The sequence below is a fragment of the Sphingomonas immobilis genome, from assembly GCF_030580995.1.
GTDB classification, from domain to species: domain Bacteria; phylum Pseudomonadota; class Alphaproteobacteria; order Sphingomonadales; family Sphingomonadaceae; genus Sphingomonas; species Sphingomonas immobilis.
In genome coordinates this window covers 81,698-106,757 of record NZ_JAUQSZ010000009.1, presented here as the reverse complement: position 1 = coordinate 106,757, position 25,060 = coordinate 81,698, and the positions used below count along the sequence as shown (strand labels likewise).

Sequence of the window (25,060 nt, the reverse complement as noted above, 5' to 3'; positions counted from 1 at the left end):
GTCAAGCGGGCCGTCAAGCTGGCGGTTGTAACCGGGGAACGTTAGGGCGATGTCAGGCGTCCCCCCTCCCAAGTCGCCAATACGCGAACAACATCCGAGGTACTCCCCCATGCCTGCCGACTGGACCGCGATCGAAGCCCTGCCCGCCAAAAAGCTCACCGATCTGTTCGCCGCCGACGATGCGCGACTGGCGACGTTCAGCGCCGATGTCGCGGGGCTGCATTTCGACTGGTCGAAGACGCATCTGACCAAGGATGCCGTCGCCGCGTTCGAGGCGCTCGCCAAGGCGCAGGATCTGGCGGGCAAGCGCGAGGCTCTGTTCTCGGGCAAGGTCATCAACACCACGGAAGGGCGCCCCGTCACCCACACCGCCGAGCGCGGCGAGGGCAGCGAGGAGGACGTCGCCAAGGCGCAGGCGCTGCACGCGCGGATGCGCGCGCTGATCGATGCGATCGAGCAGGGTGCGCTCGGCGATATCGAGTCGGTGATCCATGTCGGCATCGGCGGATCGGCGCTCGGGCCCGATCTGCTGGTCGATGCGCTCGGCCGCGATGCCGGGCGCTACGAGGTGCATATCGTCTCCAACGTCGACGGCGAGGCGCTGGAGGAGGCGTTCGCGGTGTGCGACCCGGCCGCGACCTTGCTGGTCGTCGCCTCCAAGACCTTCACCACCAAGGAGACGATGCTCAACGCCGAGAGCGTGCTGCAGTGGATGACCGAGGCCGGCGTCGAGGACGTCTACGGCCGCGTCGTCGCGCTGACCGCGGACCCGGACAAGGCGGTGGAATGGGGCGTCGACGAGACGCGCGTGCTGCCGTTCGCGGAGTCGGTCGGCGGGCGCTATTCCTTGTGGTGTTCGATCGGCTTTCCGGCGGCGTTGGCGGTGGGCTGGGACGAGTTTTCCGAACTGCTGGAGGGCGCGGCCGAGATGGACCGGCACTTCCGCCTGACGGCTCTGGCAGAGAACGCGCCGGCGCTGGCGGCGTTCGCCGACCTCTATTACGCGCAGGTCCGCCACTGCGAGACGCGCGCGACCTTCGCCTATGACGAGCGGCTGCGGCTGCTGCCGTCGTACCTCCAGCAGCTCGAGATGGAATCGAACGGCAAGGGTACGACGATCGACGGCCAGAAGCTCGACCGGCCGAGTGCGGCGATCACCTGGGGCGGCGTCGGCACGGACGCGCAGCACGCCGTTTTCCAGCTGCTCCATCAGGGCACGCACCTCGTTCCCGTAGAGTTCATCGCGGTGATCGAGCCCGGCGATACGCAGAGCGAGGATCATCACCGGCAGTTGCTGCTCAATGCCTTCGCGCAGGGTGCGGCGCTGATGGCGGGGCGGGCGAACGACGATCTCGCACGCAGCTATTCGGGCGACCGCCCGAGCTCGACGATCCTGCTCGACACGCTCGATGCGCGCACTCTAGGGGCGCTGATCGCCTTCTACGAGCACCGCGTGTTCGTGAACGGCGTGCTGCTGGGGATCAACTCGTTCGACCAGTTCGGGGTTGAGCTGGGCAAGGAAATGGCCAAGGCGGCGGACAAGGGCGGGCAGGAATTCGACGTCTCCACCACCGACCTCATCAAGCGGGCGTTTGGGTAAAGACAGGGTTTTCCCGCTCCGTTCGCCCTGAGCGAAGTCGAAGGGCGTGTTCCGGGCACGTGCTTCGACTTCGCTCAGCACGAACGGAATGGGTTTGGTAAGCGCCACGGAGTTTCGTGAATGACTGAAAAATACGACTACGACCTCTTCGTCATCGGCGCGGGTTCCGGCGGCACGCGCGCGTCGCGGGTGGCGGCGGCGCACGGGGCGAAGGTAGCAGTGGCAGAGGAGCACCGCGTCGGCGGCACCTGCGTCATCCGCGGCTGCGTGCCCAAGAAGCTGCTGATCTACGGCGCGCATTTCGCCGAGGATCTGGCCGATGCGCGGCGCTTCGGCTGGAACGTGCCCGACTGCGATTTCGACTGGAAGGTGCTGACCGCCAACGTCTTCGAGGAGGTCGACCGGATCAACCAGGCGTACACGTCGACGCTGGAGAACAACAAGGTCGAGATCCTCCACGACCGTGCCGTCATTACTGGGCCGCACACGCTGAAACTCGGTGACGGGCGGGAAGTGAGTGCGGGCAAGATCCTGATCGCGACCGGCGCGACTCCCGCCGTGCCGGAATGTCCGGGGCACGAGCTCGGCATCACCTCGAACGAGGCGTTTCACCTCGACGCCGTGCCGAAGCGCATCGTTATTGCGGGCGCGGGCTATATCGCCAACGAGTTTGCCGGCATCTTCCATCAGTTCGGCGCGCAGGTAACGCTCATCAACCGCACCGACGTGATCCTGCGCGGCTATGACGAGCAGATCCGCGACCGGCTGTTGCAGATCTCGATGATGAAGGGGCTGCAGTTCCGCTTCCACGCGGCGTTCCAGGGGATCGAGAAGCAGGCCGACGGCAGCCTGCTCGTCAAGATGACGGGCCATGATCCGATCGAGACCGATTGCGTGATGTTCGCGACCGGTCGCGACCCCAATACCAAGGGACTCGGGCTGGAGAATGCCGGCATCGTCGTGGACGAGAAGGGCGCAATCCCGGTCGACGACGACAATCGGACGTCGTGCGAATCGATCTACGCGGTCGGCGATGTCACCAACCGCGTGCAGCTCACTCCCGTCGCGATCCGCGAGGGGCAGGCGTTTGCGGACTCGGTGTTCGGCGGCAAGCCCACGCGGGTCGATTATGAAAACATCCCGGCGGCGGTGTTCAGCCACCCGCCGATCGCGGGCGTCGGCCTGACCGAGAGCGCGGCCAAGAACAAATACGGGACGGTGAAGGTCTACACGTCGGATTTCCGGCCGATGAAAAACGTGCTGGCGGGCCGCAACGAGCGCGCGCTCTACAAGATGGTGTGTAACGGCGACACCGGGCAGATCCTCGGTCTGCACATGATCGGCCCGGACGTGCCGGAAATCCTGCAGGCGGCGGCGATCGCGGTGAAGGCGGGGCTGACCAAGGACGCTTTCGACGAGACCGTGGCGCTGCATCCGACGATGGCGGAGGAGCTGGTGCTGCTGAAGTGATGTTGTGCGAATCCGTGCGGATATGTATGTAACTCCGCATGGCACAGATCAACTTTTCGCTGCCCAACGGGCTGAAGTCTTGGATCGACGACACTGTCGCCGCCGGCACGTATTCCAGCGCCAGCGACTATCTGCGCGAGTTAGTGCGGCGCGATCTGGAAATGCGCGAAAAGGACGCGCAACTGCGCGAGGCGTTGGAATATGGTCGCGCCTCCGGGCCGGGCACGCGAACGATGGAAGAAATTCTGGCTGACGGTCTGCGCCGGCGCAATGCGGCTTGAGCGTACGGCGGCGGCCGAAGATGATCTCGAAGACATTGTCGCGTTCACGGCGCTCGCCTTCGGCGAGCATGCGGCGCGCGACTATTTTTCCAGCTTCGAAGGCAGTTTTGCGCGGTTGATCGCGCATCCCGAAATCGGTGCTCCGCTCAGCAAAATCCTGCCGGGTGTCCGCAAGCTGACGCATCGCCGCCGTCGCATATATTACGAGATCGAAGGTGATCTGGTCCGCGTGCTACGCGTGCTTCATTCCGCAATGGATGAGCGCTCAGCCTTCGATGCCTGACCTCAGCTCGCCAGTTTGTAGCCGCCGGCGGCGTGGCGGACGAGGTCGATGAGTTCGCCCGCGTCGCTCAGCACGCGGCGCTTGTCGAAAAAGCCGAAGGCGCCGCGCCGGACAGCATCGTTGGCGGCGGTCACCGTGCTCGACAGCACGACGGTGCGCGAGCGGCAGTGGCCCTGACGGAGGTGATCGAGCAGGCCGAGGCCGTCGAGGCCGGGCAGGCCGATGTCGATCGTCACGACTTCGGGGCGGAGCCGGTCGATCATGCGCTCGGCCTCTTCGCCCGATGCGGCATAGCCGATCACGTCCATGTCCTGTTCGCGCGCAAAGACCATGCCGAGCGCCTTCTGCATCGTCAGCGAATCGTCGACCACCAGAACCCGGATCTTGCCGTTCACGCATTGCCCCAGACGTGCGTCGCAGGAATGCGCAGCACTTCAAGGATGGATTTACGCCAGGATTTCGCGGCGCGCACCCGCGGGAAACTACGGTCGGGTTATTGCGTAGGGCGGGATTCAGATTGGCTTAAGCGGTTTGGCGGGCCGGGGCGGGAGTGAATCCCGCCCCGTCGGACGCGGGCTTGCCCGCGCCGGCCGGCCGTTCGCGTTCGCTTGCGCGAACCGGCAGTCAGCTCCGCTGACCGCCTCGCTCGGGCCTTACCAGATATGCACGCGCTGCTCGGGCGGCAGGTACAGCTTGTCGCCGGGCTTCACGTCGAACGCGGCGTACCAGGCGTCGACGTTGCGGACGATGCCGTTCACGCGGAAATAGGGCGGGCTGTGCGGATCGGTGAGGAGCGCCTGCCGCGCCGCGCCCTCGCGCCGCTTCGACTGCCACGCCTGCGCGAAGGACAGGAAGAAGCGCTGGTCGCCGGTCAGCCCGCCGACCACCGCCGACTTGCCGTGCTGCTTCTGGTAGCGCTGGAAGGCGGAATAGGCCGCCTCGATCCCGCCGAGATCGCCGATATTCTCACCGAGCGTGAGCGCGCCCTTGATGTGCGTGCCGGGGATCGGCTCATAGGCGTCGTACTGCGCGGAAAGAGCGCCGGTGCGCGCCTTGAACCTGGTCTTGGCGGTGTCGGTCCACCAGTTCTCGACCTTGCCGGTCGGGCCGAACTGCGACCCCTGATCGTCGAAGCCGTGACCCATCTCGTGGCCGATGATCGCGCCGATCGCGCCGTAATTGACCGCCGCATCGGCGTTCGGATCGAAATAGGGCGGCTGCAGGATCGCGGCTGGGAAGGTGATCTGGTTGGCGAGCGGGTTGTAATAGGCGTTCACCGTCTGCGGCGTCATATCCCACAGGGTGCGATCGACCGGCTTGGGGAAGCGCGACAGCTCGAGCGCGTGCTGGAACTCGCCCGCGCGCATCGTGTTGCCGAGCAGATCGCCGCGCACGACCTTGAAGCTGCTGTAATCGATATATTTGTCGGGATGGCCGATGCGCGGCTCGAACGCGGCGAGCTTGACGAGCGCCGCCTTCTTCGTCGCATCATCCATCCAGGTCGAGCCCGAGATACGCTCCTGATAGGCGGCGCGCAGGTTCTCGATCAGCTCTGTCATCTTCGCCTGGCTGTCGGCGGGGTAATAGCGATCGACGTAGAGCTGGCCGACCGCTTCGCCGAGCGCGCCGTTGGTGAGCTGGATGCCGCGCTTCCAGCGGTCGCGCTGGACCTGCACGCCCGACAGCGTCTTCGAATAGAAATCGAAGCGCGCGTCGTCGAACGCCTTGGGCAGGACGTTGGCGTGATCGCTGACGAAGTGGAAGGCGACGTAATCCTTCCAGGTCGAAAGCGGCGTCGCGGTGAAGATCTTGCCCATCGCCGTCAGCGCGGTGTTCTGCGTCATCAGCACCTTGCGCGGTCCGTTGACGCCGGCGGTGTCGAGCAGCAGCTTCCAGTCGAAATCGGGCGCCTTCGCCTTCAACCCGGCGAGATCCTCGGGATCGTTGATCGCGGCGATGTCGCGGCTCTGCTCGGGCGTCCACTGATCCTTCGCCATCGCGGTTTCGAGTGCCATGATGGCATCGGCCTTGGCCGAGGCGTCGGCGATGCCGGCCAGTTCCTGAACGTGCTGGATGTAGGCGCGGTAGGCCTTGCGGAAGGCGTCGTACTTCTCACCCGGCAGCAGATAATAATCGCGCGGCATGCCCAGCCCGCCCTGGCCGGCGGCGGCGACATAGTGCGTCGGATCGGCGAGATCGGGGATGACGCCGATCTCGACCGGCGAGGCGTAGCCGACGGTCGCGAACAGCACCTGCAGCCCGGCCTTGTCCTTCACGCCCGCGATCCTGGCGAGATAGGGCTTGAGCGGGGCGGTGCCCTTTGCCTCGATGCCGGCCTCGTCCATCCAGCTTGCGTAGAAATCGCCGACCTGCTTGCCGGTCGTGCCGTATTTCGCGGGGTTGGCGGCCATGTCGTCGAGGATCAGGCGGACGTTCGCCTCGGCCTCGTCGCTGAGGATGTTGCCATAGCCCACGCCGGCCTTGTCGGCGGGGATCTGCGTGCGCTTGTCCCAGCCGCCATTGGCATAGGCCCAGAAATCGTCACCCGGCTTCAGCGACGGATCCTTGGCGGTGAGATCGATGCCGAAGCTGCCGTACTTCGCCTTGGCGGTCGTCGCGTCGGGCGCGGCGTTTTTGGCGACGAGCGGGGCGGCGGCAACGAGCGCAAGGATCGCGGACGTACGAAGCAAAGTGGACAGGCGCATGAAATCCCCTCGGAAAAATACGGTGTATTGCCGCTTTGTAGCGGTGAGCCGCAGGGGCGGCAATGGGGATTGCGCGGGGTCGCGGCCGCGCCGATCGGGCACGGAAAGTCACACTAGGGTCACACTGGTCCGCCTGTTTTTCGCGCAGGCGGGAGCGCGTCGTCGAGAGACGAGCCGACGATGGGAAAGAGCGGTGGCGAGTGTTGCAGAACGGCGGCGTGTAGGACAGCGGGAATGTCCGGGATTGGGTGGAGAGGCGACTTCACTCATCCTCTCCCGCGTTCGCGGGAGAGGCAACGGAGACTTGGTCCGCATTCTTCATGCGGGCCTAGTCGTAGTCGGTGAGGGTCTTCTTTTTGCAACCGTAGAAAGAAGAAGACCCTCCCCCAGCCCCTCCCGCGAAGGCGGGAGGGGAGAAGAAACTTGGCTCGCAAATGGTCGGAAGACGCCGTTCGGCGCTATCCGCAACGGGTCGAAAGCCGTCCCCCGCTACGCCCGCCGCCCGCAAAGCCGTCGGCCGGGTTCGGGTGTTACCCGACCCGCCGGCCGTGCGGGTTGATGCGCTTTCGCGCACCGGCGCGCGGCGCGCGCGCCTTCACCCCGCTTCGACCCGGTTCGCCACCAGATCGTCCACCACCGCCGGGTCCGCCAGCGTCGAGGTATCCCCAAGGCTCGACACGTCGCCCTCCGCGATCTTGCGCAGGATGCGGCGCATGATCTTGCCGCTGCGCGTCTTGGGCAGGCCGGGGGCGAACTGGAGCTTGTCGGGCGCGGCGATCGGGCCGATTTCGGTGCGGACCCATTTTACCAGCTCGGCGCGCAGCTCGTCCGACGCGGTCTCGCCCGCGTTGAGCGTCACATAGGCGTAGATGCCCTGGCCCTTGATGTCGTGCGGCATGCCGACGACGGCGGCCTCCGCCACCTTGGGATGCAGGACGAGCGCGCTCTCGACCTCGGCGGTGCCCATGCGGTGGCCGCTCACGTTGATGACATCGTCGACGCGGCCGGTGATCCAGTAATAGCCGTCCGCGTCGCGGCGGCAGCCGTCGCCGGTGAAATATTTGCCCGGATACGTCGAGAAATAGGTCTGGAAGAAGCGTTCGTGATCGCCCCAGACGGTGCGCATCTGCCCCGGCCAGCTGCGCGTGATGGCGAGGTTGCCCTCGGCCGCGCCGGTCAGCACCTGGCCTTCGGCATCGACCAACTGGAGATCGACGCCGGGCATCGGCTTGGTGGCGGAGCCGGGCTTGAGATCGGTCGCGCCCGGCATCGGCGCGATCATCGCGCCGCCGGTCTCGGTCTGCCACCAGGTGTCGATGACCGGGCAGCGGCCTTCGCCGACGACGTCGTGATACCAGCGCCATGCCTCGGGATTGATCGGCTCGCCGACGGTGCCGAGCAGTTTCAGCGACGCGCGGCTGGTCGCCTTCACGAAATCGTCGCCGTCCTTCATCAGCGCGCGCAGCGCGGTCGGCGCGGTGTAGACGGTGTGGACCTGGTGGCGGTCGCACACCTGCCAGATGCGGCTGGCGTCGGGCCAGTTGGGCAGGCCCTCGTACATCAAGGTCGTCGCGCCGTTCGCGAGCGGGCCGTAGAGGATATAGGTGTGGCCCGTCACCCAGCCGACGTCGGCGGCGCACCACCAGACGTTCCCGGCGCGGTAATCGAAGGCGAGTTCGTGCGTCAGGCTCGCCCAGAGGAGATAGCCGCCAGAGCTGTGAAGGACGCCCTTGGGCTTTCCGGTCGAGCCCGAGGTATAGAGGATGAAGAGCGGATCTTCCGCGCCCATCGGCTCGGGCGGGCAGGTGGCGGGGAGCCCTTCCGCCGCTTCGTGATACCACACGTCGCGGCCCGGCTGCATCGTGACGTCGCCGCCGGTCGATCTGACGACGACAACGGTGGCGAGGCCGGGCGCGTGGGCGGCGGATGCGTCGACATTGGCCTTGAGCGGCACCTTCTTTCCGCCGCGGCGGCCCTCGTCGCAGGTGACGACGATCTTCGATCCGCAATCCTCGATCCGGCCCGCCAGCGCCTCGGGCGAGAAACCGCCGAACACGACCGAATGGATCGCGCCGATCCGCGCGCAGGCGAGGAGCGCGAAGGCGGCCTCGGGGATCATCGGCAGGTAGATGGTGACGCGGTCGCCCTTGGCGACGCCCTGCGCCTTCAGCACATTGGCGAAGCGGCAGACCTCGGCGTGGAGCTCGCGGTAGGTGAAGCGGCGCGGTTCGGCCCTGGGATCGTCGGGTTCCCAGATCAGCGCGATCTGGTCGCCGCGCTTGGCGAGGTGGCGGTCGAGGCAATTGGCGGAGACGTTGAGCTTGCCGTCGCTGAACCAGCGGATGTGGAAATCATGCGCCTCGAACGACCAGTCGCCGGCGATCTCCGGCCGCTTGATCCAGTCGAGCCGGCGTGCCTGTTCGAGCCAGAAGGTGCCGGGATCGGCGAGGCTGCGGCCGTAGAGCTTATCATACCCGGCGGCATCGACGCGCGCGCGCGCAGCCCATTCGGCTGGAACCGGGTACAGGTCTTGATCGGCCATCGTCTTCTCCCGGCGCGCCTTTTGCCGGGGGATAGCGCGCGGTGGCAAGTGCGCAAGGTGCGCATGCGGTTGCGCTTGTAACGCGGCCCCGCATTTGCCAATCCTCCGGGACCGTTCGGGGATGCGGGAGGGGGAATCATGGTGCTCTTGATGTTGCTTCAGGCCGCTACGGCGACAGCGGCCCCCGCGCCGGCCGCGCCGCCCGCGACGCCGGACTGGGCACCGGTCGTGAAGATCGATCCGGCGACGAAGCTCGGCTCGGTCTCCACCTCCGTCCATGCCGCCGACGGCAAGTCTCGGCTCGTCGTGCGCTGCGACCTGCCCAAGCCCGACATCAAGGCGGCGTCGGTGCAGTTCATTCCGAAGCCGCCCTTCGCCAAGGCCAGCCCGCGCCCGGTGACGATCACGCCCGATGACGGGCAGGCGCTCGGCACCAACTGGGAGTTCCCCGGCGGCGGCGCCTATATCGCCAACGATGCGGTGGTGACGACGCTGACGGTGGCGATCGCGCATGCCAAGGCGATCAAGGTCCGCGCGATCGGCACCGACAACGTGCCGATCGACGCCACGTTTGCGGGGCCGGGCAGCGAGACGGTGATCCGCCAGGTGCTCGATGCGTGCGGCTATGTCTTTGGCCAGATGCCCGTGGCACCGCCGCCACCGCCGGAAAAACCCGTCGATCCAGACCAGTAGAGGTACTTACATGAAGCTCGGAAGACTGAACCATATCGGCGTCGCGACGCCTTCCATCGAAACGTCGATCGCGCTGTACCGCGACGTGCTCGGCGCGACCAGGATCGGGGAGCCCTTCGACCTGCCGCCGCAGGGCGTGAGGGTGTGCTTCGTCGATACGCCCAACGCGCAGATCGAGCTGATCGAGCCGCTGGGCGAGGCGTCGCCGATCCACGGCTTCATCGCCAAGAACCCGGCGGGCGGGCAGCACCACGTCTGCTACGAAGTGCCCGAAATCCATGAGGCGAAGGCGTGGTTCGAGGGCAAGGGCGCGCGCGTGCTCGGCGAACCGCGCATCGGCGCGCACGGGACGCTCGTGTTCTTCGTCCACCCCAAGGACATGGGCGGCGTGCTGACCGAGATCATGGAGACGCCGAAGGAGGCGCATTGATCCCACCTCGTCGCCCCGGCGGAGGCCGGGGCCGCGATGTTCGTGGCGATCGTCGTGCCAGATATCGCAGCGGCCCCGGCCTCCGCCGGGGCGACGATACGGTGCCGGCGACATTTCGCGACAATATTTCGGTGGACCCGAACCGGCCGCATGTCCATTTCAGGTGACATGTTCGGGAAACACACCGCCGTTGTCATGATGCTGCTCGCGACCGCGGGCTGTGCGGTCGGGCCGGACTATCGCCCGGCGGCGCCCGCGGCGCTCGGCGTGCCCGAGGGTTACTCGGTCAAGACGCCAGTCGGCACGCCCGAGGATATCACCGCCTGGTGGCAGCGGTTCGACGATCCGCTGCTGACGAAGATCGAGGAACAGGCGCGCGCCAGCAATCTCGACGTGGCGCAGGCGGTGGCGCGGTTGCGGCAGGCGCGCGAGGCGCTGGTGCAGTCGCGCAGCGAGCTGTTCCCGACGCTCGGCGGATCGGCGGGCTACAACCGGCAGCAGTCGATCGCCGGCGGCAACACGACGGTGACGCTGCCCGACGGTACGGTGTTGAACAATTCGGCCGGATCGCGCGACAATTTCTCGGTCGGGCTCAACGTATCGTACCAAGCCGATATCTTCGGCGGCGTGCGGCGGCAGATCGAGGGATCGAAGGCGCAGTTCGAGGCGTCGGGCTATGACTACGCCAGCGTATTGATCTCGACCGAGGCGGAGGTCGCGCGCAACTACATGCTGGCGCGGCTCTATCAGGCGCAGCTCGCCAATGCGCGGGAGTCGCTGAAGATCCAGGACGACAATCTCGAGATCGTGGGTTTCCGCGTACAGGCCGGGCTGGTCTCGTCGCTCGACCAGGAACAGGCGCGCACGCAGCGGGCGACGACGGCGGCCTCGGTGCCGACGATCGAGCAGAACTACAATTCCGCCGTCTCGCGGCTCGGCGTGCTGACCGGGCAGGCTCCGGGAGCGCTGAAAGGCGAGCTGGAGGCGGTGCGGCCAATCCCGAAGGGGCCGTCGGACCTCGCGGTCGGTATCCCCGCCGACACGCTGCGCCAGCGCCCCGACGTGCGCGCGGCGGAGCGCAACCTCGCCGCCGCCACCGCGCAGATCGGCGTGGCCAAGGCGCAGCTCTATCCCGCGCTCGCCATCAGCGGCAACATCACCAGCAACGCGGCGAAGGTCGGCAATCTGTTCGAGCTGATTTCGGGCAGCCTGTTCGCGGGCCTCACGCAGACGATCTTCGACGGCGGGCGGCTGCGCGCGCAGGTCCGCGCCAACGAGGCGGCGGCGCAGGGATCGTTCGCGGCGTACAAGTCGACCGTGCTGACGGGACTGGAGGATGTCGAGAACGCCATCGTCGCGCTCGACGCGGCGCAGCGGCGGGGGGCCGAGTTCAGGACCGCGTTCGACGCCGCGAGCAGCTTCGCGATCCTCTCGCGCAGCCAGTACCGCGCGGGCCTCACCGATTTCACCACGCTCAACACCGCCGAGACCAGCCTGCTGAACGCGCGCAACAACCTCTCGCAGGCGCAGGGCGATCAGGCGCAGGCGCTCGTCCAGCTCTACCTCGCGCTCGGCGGCGGCTGGAATCCCGCCACCGACCCGACGACGATCCCGCCGCAGGAAAAGCCATGACCGACCAATCTTCCGAATCCGGGCGTTCCGACCTCGACGATTTCCTCGGCACGAAGCCGGTGCCGGCGTGGCGGCGTTACGTGAAGTGGGTGGCGGTCGCGATCGGCGTGATCCTGCTGCTGTTGCTCGTGCGGAGCTGCGTGTTCGGCGGGACCAAGACCGAATATGCGACCGTGGCGGTCGAGCGCGGTGCGCTGGCGGTGACGGTGTCGGCGACGGGCAAGCTCGCGCCGACCAATCAGGTCGATGTCGGATCGGAACTCTCGGGCCTCGTCACCAAGGTGGTGGTCGATGTCAACGACCGCGTGACGGCGGGGCAGCCGCTCGCGCTGATCGACCCCTCGCGCTTCCAGGACAGCGTCAACCAGAGCGCCGCCGCGCTCAACGCCGCCAAGGCGACCGTCGCACAGAATCAGGCGACGCTCGACCAGTCGAACGCGACGCTGGCGCGCTATCAGGAGGTGAGCCGGCTGTCGGGCGGGCGCGTGCCGGCCAAGACCGAGATGGATCAGGCGATCGCCGACAAGAACCGCGCCGTCGCCAACGTCCGCGCCGCGCAGGCCAATGTCGTCTCGGCCGAGGCGACGCTCTCCTCCAACAAGACGCAGTTGACCAAGGCGGTGATCCGCTCGCCCGTCAACGGCGTGGTGCTGGCGCGGCAGATCGAACCGGGCGCGACCGTGGCGGCATCGTTCAACACGCCGACGCTGTTCGTCATCGCCGAGGATCTGACGACGATGAAGCTGGAGGTCGCGATCGACGAGGCCGATGTCGGGCAGGTGAAGCAGGGGCAGAAGGCCGCCTTCACCGTCGATGCCTTCCCCGGCAAGACCTTCCCGGCGACGATCACGCGCGTCGATCTCGGATCGAACCTGTCGGCGCAGTCGAGCAGTTCGACCACCACGACGACGACCAGCACGACGGGGCAGGTGGTGTCGTACGCGGCGACGCTCGCCGTCTCCAATGCCGACCAGCAATTGCGGCCTGGCATGACCGCGACCGCCGACATCACGACCTCCGCCAAGCAGAACGTGCTGCTGATTCCCAACGCGGCGCTGCGCTTCAAGCCGGCGGCGGCGGGCGGTGCCTCGTCCTCGAGCAGCGGCATCGCCGGGGCGCTGATGCCGCGTCCGCGCCGGGGCGGGCGGGGCGGTGGCGCCAATGGCGACGCGGTCAAGCGCGGCGGATCGCAGACCGTCTACGTCAAGGGCGACGACGGCACGCCGACCGCGGTGCAGATCATCACCGGCGAGACCAACGGATCGCAGACCGAGGTGATCGGCGGCGATCTCAAGCCCGGCATGGAGGTGATCACCGGCCAACTCGCCAACGGCGCGACCGGCGGATCGGGCGGCGGCCAGCGGCGGCGGTCGCAGCAAGGCGGCGGCGGTGGCCAGTAACGGCACGATCATCCGCCTGCGCGGCGTCACCAAGACCTACGGCGAGGGCGCGACCGCGTTCCAGGCGCTGAAGGGCGTCGATCTCGATATCGACGCGGGCGATTTCGTCGCGGTGATGGGCCCGTCGGGCGGCGGCAAGTCGACGACGATGAACATCCTCGGCTGTCTCGACGTGCCGACCGGCGGGACGTTCGAGTTTCGCGGCCATCATGTCGAGACGCTCGACCGCGACCAGCGCGCGTTGCTGCGGCGGAAATATCTCGGCTTCGTGTTCCAGGGCTTCAACCTGCTCGCGCGCACCTCCGCGCTGGAGAATGTCGAGCTGCCGCTGCTGTATCGCGGCGATGCCAAGAAGGCGCGGCACGACACGGCGATGGCCGCGCTCGACAAGGTGGGCCTCGCGAACTGGTGGGACCATACGCCGGCGGAATTGTCGGGCGGGCAGCAGCAGCGCGTGGCGATCGCGCGCGCCATCGTCACCAACCCCGACGTGCTGCTGGCCGACGAACCGACCGGCAATCTCGATTCGGAGCGCTCGATCGAGATCATGGAGCTGCTCTCGGGCCTCAACCGCGACAGCGGCATCACCGTGCTGATGGTGACGCACGAGCCCGACATGGCGGCCTTCGCGAGGACGGTCGTGCATTTCAAGGACGGGCTGGTCGAACGGATCGAGAAGCAGCACAGGCAGGGCGAGGCGGTGGCGTGAGCGTGCAAGCCAACACCAAACCCCTCCCCTTCAGGGGAGGGGCAGGGGGTGGGGGAAGTCTCACCGAGACTGCGCTCGCGGCACGGCCCCACCCCAACCCCTCCCCTGAAGGGGAGGGGCTTAAGTAACATGTTCGGAACAACCCTCGTCCTCGCGCTGCGGTCGATCGCGCGGCACAAGCTGCGGTCGTTCCTCACGACGCTCGGCATCATCATCGGCGTGGCGGCGGTGGTGACGATGGTGACGCTCGGCAAGGCGACCACCGCCGCCGTGCAGAAATCGATCGCGTCGCTCGGCACCAACATCCTGCAGGTCCGCCCCGGCCAGGGCTTCGGGCGCGGCGGCGGCGGCCCGCGTCCGCCCGATTTCAAGCGCGAGGATGTCATCGCCATCCGCGAGCAGATCGCCGGCGTGAAGGCGGTCGCGGCGCAGGCGCAGTCGACCGCGACGGCGATCTACGAGGGCGCCAACTGGTCGACGACGATCAACGGCACCACCGGCGATTATTTCCAGGTCCAGCCTTGGCCGCTCGCCGAAGGGCGCTATTTCACCGGGCCGGAGGAAGCGGCGGGCAAGGCGGTCTGCATCCTCGGCAACACCGTCAAGACCAACCTCTACCCCAAGGGCGAGGCGGTCGGCACGCGGATGCGGATCGGCAATATCTCGTGCGACGTGATCGGCGTGCTGAGCACGCGCGGGCAGGCGGGGTTCGGCGGCGATCAGGACGATGTCGTCATCATGCCGCTGAAGGCCGTGCAGCGCCGCTTCACCGGATCGACCGACGTGCGGCTGATGCTGGTCGGCGTGGACGACGCCTATCAGACCTCCGCCGTACAAAGCTCGATCGAGGATCTGCTGCGCGAGCGGCGCAAGATCACCGGCACCAAGACCGACGATTTCAACATCTTCGACACCAAGCAGATCAGCGACACGCTGACCTCCTCGACCACCTTGCTGACCGGCATCGTCACGGCGGTGGCGGCGATCAGCCTGATCGTCGGCGGCATCGGCATCATGAACATCATGCTGGTGTCGGTGACGGAGCGCACGCGCGAGATCGGCATCCGCCTCGCGATCGGCGCGGTCGCGCGCGAGGTGCTGTTGCAATTCCTGGTGGAGGCGATAGCGCTGTCGTGTCTCGGCGGGCTGATCGGGCTCGTCGTGGCGCAGCTGGCGGTGCTGGGGCTGGTCGGCGTGATGAAGGTCGACTGGATGTTCGAACCGCAGATCAACATCGTGGCCTTCGTCATATCGGCGGTGATCGGCGTGGTGTTCGGCTATTTCCCGGCGCGGCGTGCGGCGGCGCTCAATCCCATCGACGCATTGCGGCACGAATAGGTGTCGACGCCGGTCCTGATCAACGCGGTTGTCGGCGTCGCGATCCTGGTGACGATCCTGACGATGCTCGTCCTGCGCGCCCGCTCGGCGGCGCAGCGCAGCCGCGAGCGCGGCTTCGCGATGGGCGGCGATGCGGCCGCGACGGACATTCCGGTGCGCGGCACGTACTGGCATAGCGCGGTGCTGTTCGGCGGCCGCTCGCGCAACAGCCTCAACCCGAGCTTCGCGGTGCTGCCCGAGGGGTTCCGCATCCGCGTGATCGGCACGACGCACGTGCGCTTCGAGGAGATCAGCCAGATCGACGCGCGCAAGATGTGGGGCGGCGGCATGGCGCTCGCCTTCCATGTCGAGGGGCAGATCTTCGTCGCGCGCTTCGGCGATGCGGCGCTGGCGAAGCAGGTGTTGTCGCAGATGGCGCGCACCATCCCGCTGACCGCCGATGCCGCAATGCTGCGCGACGGCAGTCCCGCCGCCGCGACGCCGGGGCTGCGGCCGTACAAGGGCCCCTATCGCTGAACCGGCGTTGCCGTTTATACGGCAGGGCGACAGTGGCGGGGGAATCACATGCAACTCGACGAAGCGCGGGTGAAGGCCGGGCTCATCCAGATGTGGTCGGCGGGCGGCATGGATGCGCTCGTCAAGGTGATGCCGATCGACATGGCGCCATCCGGCGGGCGGGCGATCGGCTATTGCACGTCGTACAAGTTCATCATCGGCCGCACGCCCGCCGAGATGGAGAATATCGTCGGCCTGCGCAGCGGCAGCAAGCTGCTCAATGGCGCGGCGGTCTATGCGGTGCGCCCGCTGCCCACCGCCGCCCAGTTCATGTACCGCGGCCACAGCAACACGCCCGAGGGTATCTCGACGACGATCAAGCCCGCGCATCCCGATTATCCCCCCGGCCTCGGCGCGCCGCAATGGGAGGTGTTCGGGCTGACGCAGGACAAGCTCGTGCTGCTGGCGGCGGTGCCGGCGGGGCAGACCTTCCGCTATCCCGTCGCCGCGTTGAAGGCCGCCTGATGCCCGCCACCAGCAACTGCAAATCCTTCGCCTGCAACACGGTGGTCGAGGGCCAGGTGAAGACCTGCCCGACGTGCGGCAAGAAGATGATGTCGTCGCGGACGATCCGCATCCTCGGCGGCACTTCGCTGGCGTGCGGTGTCTTCCTGCTCGGTCTGATGGGCACGGTGACGATCGCGCTGCTGCCGATGCTGATGCATCCCAATACCGGCGGATCGAGCGGCTTCACCGGCACGCCCGAACAGGCGCGCACCGCTTTGTATCTGTTCGCGGCGGTGATGACCTTCGGGCTGTTCGCGACGCTGAGCGGGGCGTTGCAGGTCATTACCGGGCGGCGCAGCCGGATCGCGATCATCGCCACCTTCGTGCTGGCGATCGCCCTGTTCGTCTACGTGCGCTACGCGACGCAGGCGTTCAGTTAATAGTCTTTGGAGACACGCACGTTGGCGCTCTGGCGGCCGATGGTCGAGACGCTGGAGAGGATCGACAGCCAGCGCGTGACGCGGAATTCGGCCTGCGTCGCCGAATAGCCCTGACCGTCGGTGATGATCTCCGCGAACAGCCGCCGCGTGATGTATTTGCCCGCCGCGACCGAGGTGCCGGCACCTGTCTGCGGATCGGCGGGGAGGACGCGCAGCCGGTCGAGACCGGTCACGCGGCGCACGGCGTTGATCGGATCGAGCCCGCCCTTGCCGTCCTGCAGCGCCGCGACGGCGGCGGCGAGCTGCAGCGCCTCGGGCGCGGACAGGCTGGTGATCGAGGTGCCGAACAGCAGGCGTGACAGCAGTTCGTCCTGCGGCAGCGCGGGCACGCTGGCGAAGGAGATTTCCGGCTTCAGCGCGGGGCCGGTGACGCGGATCGTCGCGCTGAGCCCGCTCGCATCGGCATTGGCGGCGATATCGAGCGACGGGTTGGCGGGCACCTCGCCCGAGAACAGGATCTTGCCGCGCTCCAGCTCGAACGAGCGGCCCGCGAACACGTAATCGCCCTGCACCAGATCGGCGCGGCCGGAGATGGCGGGATTGTCGGGCGCGCCGCCGATGGTGAGGTCCGCCGACCATTCGCTGCGCAGGCCGAGGCCGGTGACGGTGAGGTTGTTGGGGGCCTTGGCATGCACCGCCAGCCGCCAGGGCTTGCGCGGCGCATCGTCCTCCTCGCCGCCGCCGGGCAGGTTGATCTCGCGCAGGTTGAGGCGCGGGACGGCGGTGGCGGCACTCGCCTGGCCGAGCCGGTAGCTGCTCTTGGTGAGCGTGACGTCGCCGGCGATCACGCCGCCCGCGCCGTCCGACTTGAAGCTCAAGGGCCCGGTGACGGTCGCGGCGATATCGTCGCGGTTGATGAGCAGCGCGTTCTGCGCCTGCACCGACAGGTCGATGCCGAAGCCGTTGGCGGCGGCGAGATCGAAGCTGCCCGCGCCGGTGACGCGGCCGCCCTTGCCCGCGTCCGCCGCGATCTTGTCGAGCACCAGCCGCGAACCGTTGAAGCGCCCGCTCGCCATGACGTTGGTGAGGACGGTGCCTGTCGTCGCGCTCTCGATCTTGGCGCCATTGGCCTGCACGACGCCGCGGATCTGCGGATCGGCGAGCCGCCCGCCGACGTCCGCGCCGATCGCCACCGGGCCGCTCAGGTCGAACAATTCGATGCCGGTCAGCCGCCAGAGCGTGTCGGCGGGGCCGTCGTAGCGGAGCTGCGCGAACATCGGCGCATTGGCGACGCGCGCGGCGAGGTCGCTGCCGCCGGGCAAAGTGAGCTGCATCTGCGCCCGCCCGACGGTCTTGCCGCCCGACGCCGCGACCGCGCGCGCGGCGACCTTGTCGGGCGACAGGATCGCGGCGATGCCGACATCGACCGGGCGCGACGACAGGACGAGGCCCGAGCGGGTAAGGCCGCGCACCGTCATGTCGATCTTGCCGGTCGGTGCCGCGCCCGCCGACTGGCTGTACGAGAGCGTGCCCGAGGCGTTGCCGCCGAGTCCGAGCCCCGGATAGCCGATATCGAGGATCGCCAGCGGCAGCTTCGACAGCGTCGCGTCGATCGCGCTGGAGCTGCCGGTGAAGCGCCCCGACAGGTCCGCCTCGCCGCCCGAGAAGCGGAGCTTGGCGGGCGCGAGCCGCCAGCCGTCGCCGTCGCGGGTAAAGACGGCGGGCGTGACGAATTGCAGCGGCTTGCGGTCGAGCGTGCCTTGCGCGGTGAGGCTGTAGCGGTCGGGCGTGACGGCGATGACGCTCTGGATGTCGAACGCGCGGCCGCGCTGGCCCGAGACCGCGAGCCGCACCTCGCCGCTGCCGCCCTTCAGCGCGGCGTGCGCGGCGAAGCGCCCGATCACCAGTGCGCCGCGCCGCAAACCGTTGCCGGTCGCGGTCGCCTCGATGCTGGTGCCCTCGGGGTCGAGCAGCAGGACCGCGTCGAGATGTCCGCGCCGCAGCGTCACCGCGTTCGCGAGCTTCGCGGCCGCCGCGTCGAGGTGCGCCTCGATGCGCTGGTGCTCGCCGGCGGGCTTGAACAGCAATTCGCCCGAGATGCCGCCGCCCGCCAGCGCGAGGCGGCCGTCGAAGCCGCCGGGCACGACCGCGAGATCGCCCTTCGCCTGCGTGCCGCTGACGTCTAGCCGGGCGATGGCGATGGTCGCGCCGCCGCCCTTGGGCAGCAGGATCGCGCCCTCGCCGCCGAACGGCCCGAGCCGCGATCCGCCCTTCGCGGTGAAGGCGAATCCGGTCGCGGTCGGATCGAGATGCGCGGTCACGGCCGACAGGCCGAGCGCCGCGTTGGGCGACGCAAAGACGAGATCGAGCGTCGGCCGGTCGATCTTGCCGTCGAGCTTCAGCGTAAGCGGGCCGTAGGTCGCCTGCTTTCCGCTGCCCTCGAAATGGAACGTCCCGTCGCGCCGCCGGATGCCGTTGCCGGCGAGGCGCAGTTGCGGCGAAGTCAGCACGAGATTGGTGAGATGCAGGATGCCGTCGGGCGTGCGCTCCAGCCCCGTCGTGATCTTCGGCAGGCCGCCGGTCAGCGACCGGAAGAACGCGTTGTCGAGCCGCACCATCGTCGCGGTGCCTTGGCCGATCACGCGCGTGCCCTGGCCGCCCGCGCCGGGCACGACCTTCAGGTTCGACGTGACATCGACGACGCCGAGGCCGGGGATGAGATAGCGCGCGAGGCCGCCGTTGATGCCGACTTCGTAATGGCCGTTGGTGAGATCGAGGATCAGCGTGAAGCGGCCCTTGAGCTTGTCCGACGAGAGGCGGAGGTCGTCGCCGGTGACGAGCTTGGGCGTGACGCGCAGCAGCCCTTCGAGTGTGAGGTTGCGCAGGATGCCGCCCGCCACGTCGCCCACCCCGGTCACGCGCTGCGCCGAGAGGCGGACGGGGAGCAGGACGGGCGCCTTCGAGAAATGGCCCTTGCCGGCGGCGCGCACGCCCTCGAACCCGGTCTGGTCGAAGGCGAAGCGATCGGCCGTCAGGCGATAGTCGAAGGCGGCGCTGCCGAACGCGCCGTCGAGGATCGCGCGCAGCTCGATATTGCGCCCGGTCATGTTGGGAAACAGCGCGGGCGGTTGCAGCAGCCGCGCGCGCAGGCGCACGGACTCGAAGGCGCTGCTGGCGAGATCGATCACGCCCTCGCTCTCGACCGCCATCGCCGCCGAGCGCAGATTGAGCGTGCCGGTCAGCCGCCGGTCGGCGAGCCTGGCGCGGCCATCGACGCGGACGTGCGGCGCGGTCAGCCGCTGCAGCTTGCCGCGCGCGATGGGGGAGGGGGTGAGCGTGCCCGCCAGCGTGTACGCGCCCGCATCGTTGCCGAGCGCGAGGTCGGCGAGGCGGGTCGTGCCGATATCGGCGAGCGCCTTGCCGCGCCACTTGCGCCACGTGCCATCGCCGTGAATGTCCACCGCGACGGGCTGCGGCACGCCGATCGTGTGGGCGAGCAGGCCGCGCGCCGTCCCGCGTGCCGTCAGGTCGAGGTCGAAACGGTCGTGGTCGGGTTCTGCGTCGAGCTTGAGCTTCACCGTGTCGCTGCCCGCGATAAGCGCGTCGAGGTCGATGCGTGCCCGGCCCCCGCGGATATCGGCCTTCACCGCCACCCGCCCGCGCCGCGCGGTGCCGGTGATCCGCCGCGCGACGGTGAGGCGGTCGATGCGCAAGGCACCGATGCGGATGTCGAAGCCCGGCAGGATCGGGCCCTTCCTGGCCGAGGGCACCAATGTCGGCACGCGCACGAGGCTCGCCTGCGGGGCGACGAGGCTCTCGATATCGAGGCGGTTGCCGAGCCAGGCGAGCGGCGACCAGTCGAGATCGGCGCGGGGAACGGCAAGGACGAGCCCCTGCGGGTCGCTGATGCGGAGATCGACGATCACCGCCTTCGAGAACAGCGAGCCGTCGATCCGCCCGACGCTGTAGCGCAGGCCATTGGCGGGGCGCAAAGCGGCGATGCGGTCGGCGACCCAGCGGTGGCCGATATCCGAATCGAGCGTCACCACGCCGAGCGTGACGAGCGCGAGCAACAGCGCGACGAGCGTGAGGATGCGGCGCGCCCAGCCGCCCGTCCGCTTCGGCGCGGGGGCCGCGTCCTCGCTCAAAACGCCTGGCCCAGCGAGACATAGACGGCGACGCGCGGATCGCCGGTCTGCGGGTTCACCGGCGTGCCGACGTCGATGCGGATCGGCCCGAAGTTCGAATAATAGCGCACGCCGATGCCGGTGCCGTAGCGGAAGCCGGTGAATTTGGGCAGCGCGCTGGTGTAGATGTTGCCGCCGTCGAAGAACGGCACGATGCCGAAGCTGCCGAACACCTTCACCCGCGCCTCGAGCGAAAACTCGCTCAGGCTGCGCCCGCCGATCGGATCGTTGTTCGGGTCGCGCGGGCCGATATCCTGATAGCCGTAGCCGCGTACCGACGCGCCGCCGCCCGCGTAGAAGCGCCGCGACGGCGCGATCGCGTCGCGCGGCGCGCCCACGATCGTGCCGAGCCGGATGCGCCCCGCCACGACGACGCGCGGCGTTACCGGGCGGTAGGCGCTCGCGTCGAACTGGACGCGGGCATAGCCGAACGCCTTGCCTTCCAGCGACACTTCGGGGGAAAGCCGCCCGGCGAGGCGGAAGCCCTTGCTCGGATTGAGCAGATCGTCCGACCCGTCGTAGCTGAGCGTCGTCGGCAGCGCGCCGACGAAGTAAGTCTGGCGGCGCGGCAGTCCGGTCGTCTCGATCACGTCGCGCTCGTCGGAGGCGGTGAGCTCGGCCCCGAGCGACCAGGTCCATTTCTTCTGGAAGAAGATGTTGGTCTGCCGCTCCAGACTGCCGGACAGCGACACCGTCTTTGCCCGGTAAGCCGGGCGGTTGAGGTTGGAGGCGGTCGCCTGGAAGGTCAGCACGCGGTCGCGGCCGTGGAAATTGTTGCGGCGATAGGTGATCGCGGCGAGCTGTTCCTGCGTGCCCGCGACCCCGCGCAAGGTGAGCGCGCCCTCGGGAGCCCAGAGGTTGCGGTGCGTCCAGCTCACCTCCGCGCGCGCGCCTTCGCCGGTGCCGTAGCCGAGCTCGCCCGCGATCGTATGCGGCGGCGCGGGTTCGAGCGCGACGGCGATATCCACCACGTTAGGATCGGGCGCATCGACCGGCTTGATGTCGACGCTGGAGACGAGGCCGGTCTGGATCAGCGCGCGGCGCAGGTCGGCAATGGCGGTGGTGCTGTACGGGTCTCCAGGGCGGAAGCGCGCGATCTCCTGGACGTGCTTCGCGCCGAACACCTTGTTGTCGGGCGCGGTGATCTTGCCGAATTTGCGCTCGGTGCCGGGCGCGACCGTCATGGCGAGCGTCGCGGTATGGGCGGCGTGATCGACGACGACCGAGGGTTCGCCGACGACGGCGAAGGGGAAGCCGCGATTGCCGATCAGCGTGCGCAAATTCGCCTCGCCGGCCGCGATCTTGTCGGCGTTGACGGGATCGCCTTCCTTCACGCCGAACGCCTCGCGCAAGGCGGCGGCCTTGTCGCCCGTGGTATCGAGCCCGGTCACGGCGACGCCGCCGAAGGTGTACAGGCTGCCCGGCTCGGCAGCGATCACGACGACCGGGCGGCCGTCCGCCGGCTCGACGCGGCTGGTGACGCGCGCATCGTAATAGCCCTCGGCGCGCAGCAGGCTGGCAAGCAGGCCCGCGTCCTCGCGCGCGCGGCGATCGAGCTGGGCGGCATTGGCCGCCTGCCCGTCGTTGGCCGCGAGCGTCGAGAGCTGGTCGAAGCGCGTGCGCAGCAGCGGCGAGGGGATCGCGTCGATCCCCTCGATCCGGTACGAATAGCGCGCATCGCCGTGGACGGTCTCGGTTGCCTTCGCGTCCTCGGGGCTCTGCGGGCCGAGCTCGGGCCAGGCGACGCCGAGATCGGGCAGCGGCGCCATCGGGCTGTTCGGATCGAGCACGGGTTCGGGAGGCGGCGTCTGTTGCGCGCGGGCGGCCGGGCAGGCGGAAACCAGCAACCCGGCGGTGGCGCCGCACACCGCGCTCCGCAGCCCGAACCTCAAAGACATGAAGGCGTCCTAGCGCGGCGTCCGCGCCAGTGACAGCGTTAGATCAATGCACCGTTCCAACCGCCTGCTCGACCGAGAGCAGCACGATCAGCCGCTCGATCTGGCGCCAGCGGCAGAAATGGATGTGATTGCCGAGATCGCGGCTGCGGTCGGCGCGCGCGGCCGCCTCGAAACCTGCATCGTCGCCGAACGTCGCGATCAACTGCGCCGCGTCATTGTACTGCGAAACGTCGGCGAGCCAGGGCATGTGCGACATTCTGTGGATTCTCCCGGGGGCCGATAGGTTCCCGCGCAGTAACAAGCGCCGTGCCAGATCGGCGGAACCGCCAGCGCCCGCGCGTCGCAGTGGTAAACGTCGCGGCAAGCGGCGTGCCGGGCGTGCCGGCATGGGACGCTGGCGTCCTCGATCGGGACATGGCAGAGCCGCAACGATGGCAGGCAAGACAAAATCACCCGCGGCAGGCGGCTTCCTGATCGCGATCGGATCGATCGCGGGCGCGATTATCGGCCTGTTTCAGGGCGAGCCGACCAAGGGCTTCCTCATCGGCCTTGGTGCCGGCATCGGCATGGCGATCGCGATCTGGCTGCTCGACCGCCGGAATTAACGCAGCGACCGCGACAGCCAGACGACGCGGCCGATCACCTCCATCTCGCGCAGGTCGCGCGGTGCGATCGGCGGCGCGGCGGGATTGTCGCTTTGGATGCGGATGAGGGGGCCGTCGCGCGACAGGCGCTTGACCATCAGCGCGCCGTCCAGCCGCAGCACGTAAACGCCCGAGGCAGTGCCGACGCGGCGATCGCGTTCGTCGACCAGCATCAGGTCGCCGTCCTGGATCAGCGGTGCCATCGATTCGCCCGACGCGCGAATTTCCGCCGCCGCACCGGGCTGGACACCTAGCCGCGCGAGCAGCCCGGCGTCGAAATGGGCGGATCCGGTGCGCAGATCGTCATCGGCCAGCGCACCGGGACCGGCAGAGGCGTGGATGTCGAGACGACGCACGGCGATTCGCGCGGGCGCACTGGACGGCGGCCCGCCCAGCACGCTTTCCTCGACGCGGAAGAACGCCGCCAGCAAGCGCCGGTCGCGCTCGGCAAGGATGCGGGGCGTCCCGCGCCGCACATATTGCTGCAGATACGCCTCGTTGCGGCGGAGCATCCGCGACAGCGCGCCGTAGCTTTGCCCGCTTTCGGCGATCAGCGTCGCCAGAGTCTCGCGCGCCTGATCCATTGCCGCACTCTAGGCCTAGGAAATTTCCTAGACAAGTTGGAAATCGGAGAACAAAAAAAGAACATATCGAGTCGGCGAGGGAGATTGCGGTGACGACTTTGGGAAAAATCGATCGGTTTCTGAAGGCCAGGAACATGACGCCGACCAGATTCGGGCGGCTGGCGGTGCGCGATCCGCGCCTCGTCCACGATCTTCGCAACGGGCGCGAACCCGGCGCGCGCATGGTTGCGCGAATCGAATCGTTCCTGGCCGAAGGCGACGCGCGATGAGCCGCGGGCCGGATGCGGGCACCCTGCTCGAACGTGCGATCGTCGCCCATGCCGCGCGCAATGGCGTTGCGATCACCGTCACGGAGGCGGCCTGGGACCGCTGGGCGAGTGCGACCTTCGCGGGCGCGCGTCACGCGCTCACGCTGCAGGCGCGGCCGGGCGACGCGCTGGATGCATGGCTCGCCGCGCTGCCCGAGGCGGAATTGCCGGTGCGGCGGACCTTGGTCGCCGATCTCACCATCGCGGCGGTGCGGCGCGGTGATCCGGTCAGCGTCGCGATCGAAGTGCTGACGGTCGACGAATGACGCTTATTCCTGGCGGATCGAGATCACCCCGGTGCGCAGCATCGTCTCGGTCGTGCGTGCGAAATCGGTCATCAGCGCCTCGACCATCAACTCGTAGCGGTCGACGTGGACGATATCCGGCGGCGGGGTAACGCCGCCGCGCGCATCCTCCACCAGCAGGCCGCGCGCGATCATCTTGCCGATGTGGCGGCGCACCGTCTCGCGCGGCAGCCGGCTGGCCGACGCGATGGCGTTGCGCGAGATCGGCACGACCCATTCGCGCGGCAACGGGGTGGTGCCGCCGCAATATTCGGGCGGGATCGCACGCTGGCGCATAAGGCGCTGCACATTGGCGACAGTCACCGTCAGATAAATCAGCATCTCGGTGGGGCCGAGATCGACTTTCTCCGCAACAGTCGTATGCATCGTCAGGAACTGGTTGCACAAAGCGGTCATTACGACGCGCCAGTTCTCGATCATCTTTTCTTGGTTCGTTACGACAACACTGGCCATGACACCTCACTCATGGCCGGAAACGTCCGCTTCGGCCATGTACCCGCTATGGGTAGTTTCGGTTGTAACGTAAACTAAGGGTTTATACGCAATTGCCCGTGCCGATACGGGACGGGTAATAGCGGCCTGGGTGTACAAGCGTAGGGGCGGAGCTGC

General features: G+C 68.1%; 24 protein-coding genes. 16 read left to right on the top strand and 8 right to left on the bottom strand.

Translation table 11 applies throughout. From position 1 onward, the window contains the following. Positions 1 to 109 precede the first annotated feature (109 nt). From pgi to Q5H94_RS13600, 4 genes are all read left to right on the top strand, one after another. The gene (gene pgi / locus Q5H94_RS13615; protein WP_304561827.1) at positions 110 to 1,600 is read left to right on the top strand and encodes a glucose-6-phosphate isomerase; all 1,491 of its coding nucleotides are present in this window, start codon (positions 110 to 112) and stop codon (positions 1,598 to 1,600) included. Between the two features lie 120 nt (positions 1,601 to 1,720). After that, positions 1,721 to 3,070 (top strand): glutathione-disulfide reductase, encoded by a 1,350-nt coding sequence (gene gorA / locus Q5H94_RS13610; protein ID WP_304561826.1) that lies wholly within the window; start codon positions 1,721 to 1,723, stop codon positions 3,068 to 3,070. Positions 3,071 to 3,108: 38 nt separating this feature from the next. Then, on the top strand, positions 3,109 to 3,351 hold the full coding sequence (locus Q5H94_RS13605) for a type II toxin-antitoxin system ParD family antitoxin (protein ID WP_304561825.1): 243 nt from the start codon (positions 3,109 to 3,111) through the stop codon (positions 3,349 to 3,351). Continuing rightward, entirely contained in the window at positions 3,272 to 3,634 is a 363-nt protein-coding gene (locus Q5H94_RS13600) for a type II toxin-antitoxin system RelE/ParE family toxin (protein ID WP_304561824.1), read from the top strand. The genes Q5H94_RS13605 and Q5H94_RS13600 overlap by 80 nt, the downstream gene beginning before the upstream one ends. A 2-nt stretch (positions 3,635 to 3,636) precedes the next feature. Here the strand turns inward: Q5H94_RS13600 and Q5H94_RS13595 are convergent, their stop codons facing one another. The 3 genes from Q5H94_RS13595 to acs form a co-directional block, all read right to left on the bottom strand. Continuing rightward, the gene (locus tag Q5H94_RS13595) at positions 3,637 to 4,029 is read right to left on the bottom strand and encodes a response regulator (RefSeq protein ID WP_304561823.1); all 393 of its coding nucleotides are present in this window, start codon (positions 4,027 to 4,029) and stop codon (positions 3,637 to 3,639) included. Between the two features lie 258 nt (positions 4,030 to 4,287). Beyond that, on the bottom strand, positions 4,288 to 6,339 hold the full coding sequence (locus Q5H94_RS13590) for a M13 family metallopeptidase (protein WP_304561822.1): 2,052 nt from the start codon (positions 6,337 to 6,339) through the stop codon (positions 4,288 to 4,290). A gap of 595 nt (positions 6,340 to 6,934) precedes the next feature. Further along, the gene (gene acs, locus Q5H94_RS13585; RefSeq protein WP_304561821.1) at positions 6,935 to 8,881 is read right to left on the bottom strand and encodes an acetate--CoA ligase; all 1,947 of its coding nucleotides are present in this window, start codon (positions 8,879 to 8,881) and stop codon (positions 6,935 to 6,937) included. Positions 8,882 to 9,019: 138 nt separating this feature from the next. Between acs and Q5H94_RS13580 the strand changes: the two genes are divergently transcribed. From Q5H94_RS13580 to Q5H94_RS13540, 9 genes are all read left to right on the top strand, one after another. Further along, positions 9,020 to 9,574 carry a hypothetical protein gene (locus tag Q5H94_RS13580; protein ID WP_304561820.1) on the top strand — a complete coding sequence of 185 codons (555 nt, stop codon included), beginning with the start codon at positions 9,020 to 9,022 and terminating at the stop codon, positions 9,572 to 9,574. A 10-nt stretch (positions 9,575 to 9,584) separates the two neighbouring features. Further along, entirely contained in the window at positions 9,585 to 10,004 is a 420-nt protein-coding gene (gene mce / locus Q5H94_RS13575; protein WP_304561819.1) for a methylmalonyl-CoA epimerase, read from the top strand. A 198-nt stretch (positions 10,005 to 10,202) separates the two neighbouring features. Then, positions 10,203 to 11,636 carry an efflux transporter outer membrane subunit gene (locus tag Q5H94_RS13570; RefSeq protein WP_304561818.1) on the top strand — a complete coding sequence of 478 codons (1,434 nt, stop codon included), beginning with the start codon at positions 10,203 to 10,205 and terminating at the stop codon, positions 11,634 to 11,636. After that, the gene (locus Q5H94_RS13565; RefSeq protein WP_304561817.1) at positions 11,633 to 13,036 is read left to right on the top strand and encodes an efflux RND transporter periplasmic adaptor subunit; all 1,404 of its coding nucleotides are present in this window, start codon (positions 11,633 to 11,635) and stop codon (positions 13,034 to 13,036) included. The genes Q5H94_RS13570 and Q5H94_RS13565 overlap by 4 nt, the downstream gene beginning before the upstream one ends. After that, complete coding sequence (locus Q5H94_RS13560) at positions 13,026 to 13,745, top strand: ABC transporter ATP-binding protein (RefSeq protein WP_304561816.1); 720 nt, start codon at positions 13,026 to 13,028, stop codon at positions 13,743 to 13,745. The genes Q5H94_RS13565 and Q5H94_RS13560 overlap by 11 nt, the downstream gene beginning before the upstream one ends. 129 nt (positions 13,746 to 13,874) lie before the next feature. Further along, on the top strand, positions 13,875 to 15,083 hold the full coding sequence (locus Q5H94_RS13555) for an ABC transporter permease (RefSeq protein ID WP_304561815.1): 1,209 nt from the start codon (positions 13,875 to 13,877) through the stop codon (positions 15,081 to 15,083). Continuing rightward, a complete protein-coding gene (locus tag Q5H94_RS13550) occupies positions 15,084 to 15,599 on the top strand; it encodes a hypothetical protein (protein WP_304561814.1) in 516 nt (171 codons plus the stop codon). It begins immediately after the preceding gene. Between the two features lie 48 nt (positions 15,600 to 15,647). Then, positions 15,648 to 16,103 (top strand): hypothetical protein, encoded by a 456-nt coding sequence (locus Q5H94_RS13545; protein WP_304561813.1) that lies wholly within the window; start codon positions 15,648 to 15,650, stop codon positions 16,101 to 16,103. Beyond that, on the top strand, positions 16,103 to 16,525 hold the full coding sequence (locus tag Q5H94_RS13540; protein ID WP_304561812.1) for a hypothetical protein: 423 nt from the start codon (positions 16,103 to 16,105) through the stop codon (positions 16,523 to 16,525). Before Q5H94_RS13545 ends, Q5H94_RS13540 begins: the two co-directional genes overlap by 1 nt. On the opposite strand, the gene Q5H94_RS13535 is transcribed toward Q5H94_RS13540, so the two are convergent. Genes Q5H94_RS13535 through Q5H94_RS13525 form a run of 3 tightly spaced genes read right to left on the bottom strand, consistent with a single transcriptional unit; the run spans position 16,522 to position 22,857 of the window. Continuing rightward, a complete protein-coding gene (locus tag Q5H94_RS13535; protein ID WP_304561811.1) occupies positions 16,522 to 20,673 on the bottom strand; it encodes a translocation/assembly module TamB domain-containing protein in 4,152 nt (1,383 codons plus the stop codon). The two genes, Q5H94_RS13540 and Q5H94_RS13535, sit on opposite strands and share 4 nt — an antisense overlap. Then, complete coding sequence (locus tag Q5H94_RS13530; protein ID WP_304561810.1) at positions 20,670 to 22,610, bottom strand: autotransporter assembly complex protein TamA; 1,941 nt, start codon at positions 22,608 to 22,610, stop codon at positions 20,670 to 20,672. The genes Q5H94_RS13535 and Q5H94_RS13530 overlap by 4 nt, the downstream gene beginning before the upstream one ends. Before the next feature lie 43 nt (positions 22,611 to 22,653). Then, on the bottom strand, positions 22,654 to 22,857 hold the full coding sequence (locus tag Q5H94_RS13525; protein WP_304561948.1) for a hypothetical protein: 204 nt from the start codon (positions 22,855 to 22,857) through the stop codon (positions 22,654 to 22,656). Between the two features lie 184 nt (positions 22,858 to 23,041). Here Q5H94_RS13525 and Q5H94_RS13520 point away from each other — a divergent pair, with 184 nt between their 5' ends. Continuing rightward, complete coding sequence (locus tag Q5H94_RS13520) at positions 23,042 to 23,215, top strand: hypothetical protein (RefSeq protein WP_304561809.1); 174 nt, start codon at positions 23,042 to 23,044, stop codon at positions 23,213 to 23,215. Here Q5H94_RS13520 and Q5H94_RS13515 read toward each other — a convergent pair. Next, positions 23,212 to 23,838 carry a S24 family peptidase gene (locus tag Q5H94_RS13515; protein WP_304561808.1) on the bottom strand — a complete coding sequence of 209 codons (627 nt, stop codon included), beginning with the start codon at positions 23,836 to 23,838 and terminating at the stop codon, positions 23,212 to 23,214. The genes Q5H94_RS13520 and Q5H94_RS13515 overlap by 4 nt on opposite strands. A gap of 134 nt (positions 23,839 to 23,972) precedes the next feature. On the opposite strand from Q5H94_RS13515, the gene Q5H94_RS13510 reads away from it, so the two are divergent. Beyond that, a complete protein-coding gene (locus tag Q5H94_RS13510) occupies positions 23,973 to 24,107 on the top strand; it encodes a hypothetical protein (protein WP_304561807.1) in 135 nt (44 codons plus the stop codon). Then, positions 24,104 to 24,412 (top strand): hypothetical protein, encoded by a 309-nt coding sequence (locus Q5H94_RS13505; RefSeq protein WP_304561806.1) that lies wholly within the window; start codon positions 24,104 to 24,106, stop codon positions 24,410 to 24,412. Before Q5H94_RS13510 ends, Q5H94_RS13505 begins: the two co-directional genes overlap by 4 nt. Positions 24,413 to 24,415: 3 nt before the next feature. On the opposite strand, the gene Q5H94_RS13500 is transcribed toward Q5H94_RS13505, so the two are convergent. Continuing rightward, a complete protein-coding gene (locus Q5H94_RS13500) occupies positions 24,416 to 24,871 on the bottom strand; it encodes a helix-turn-helix domain-containing protein (protein WP_304561805.1) in 456 nt (151 codons plus the stop codon). Positions 24,872 to 25,060 lie beyond the last annotated feature (189 nt).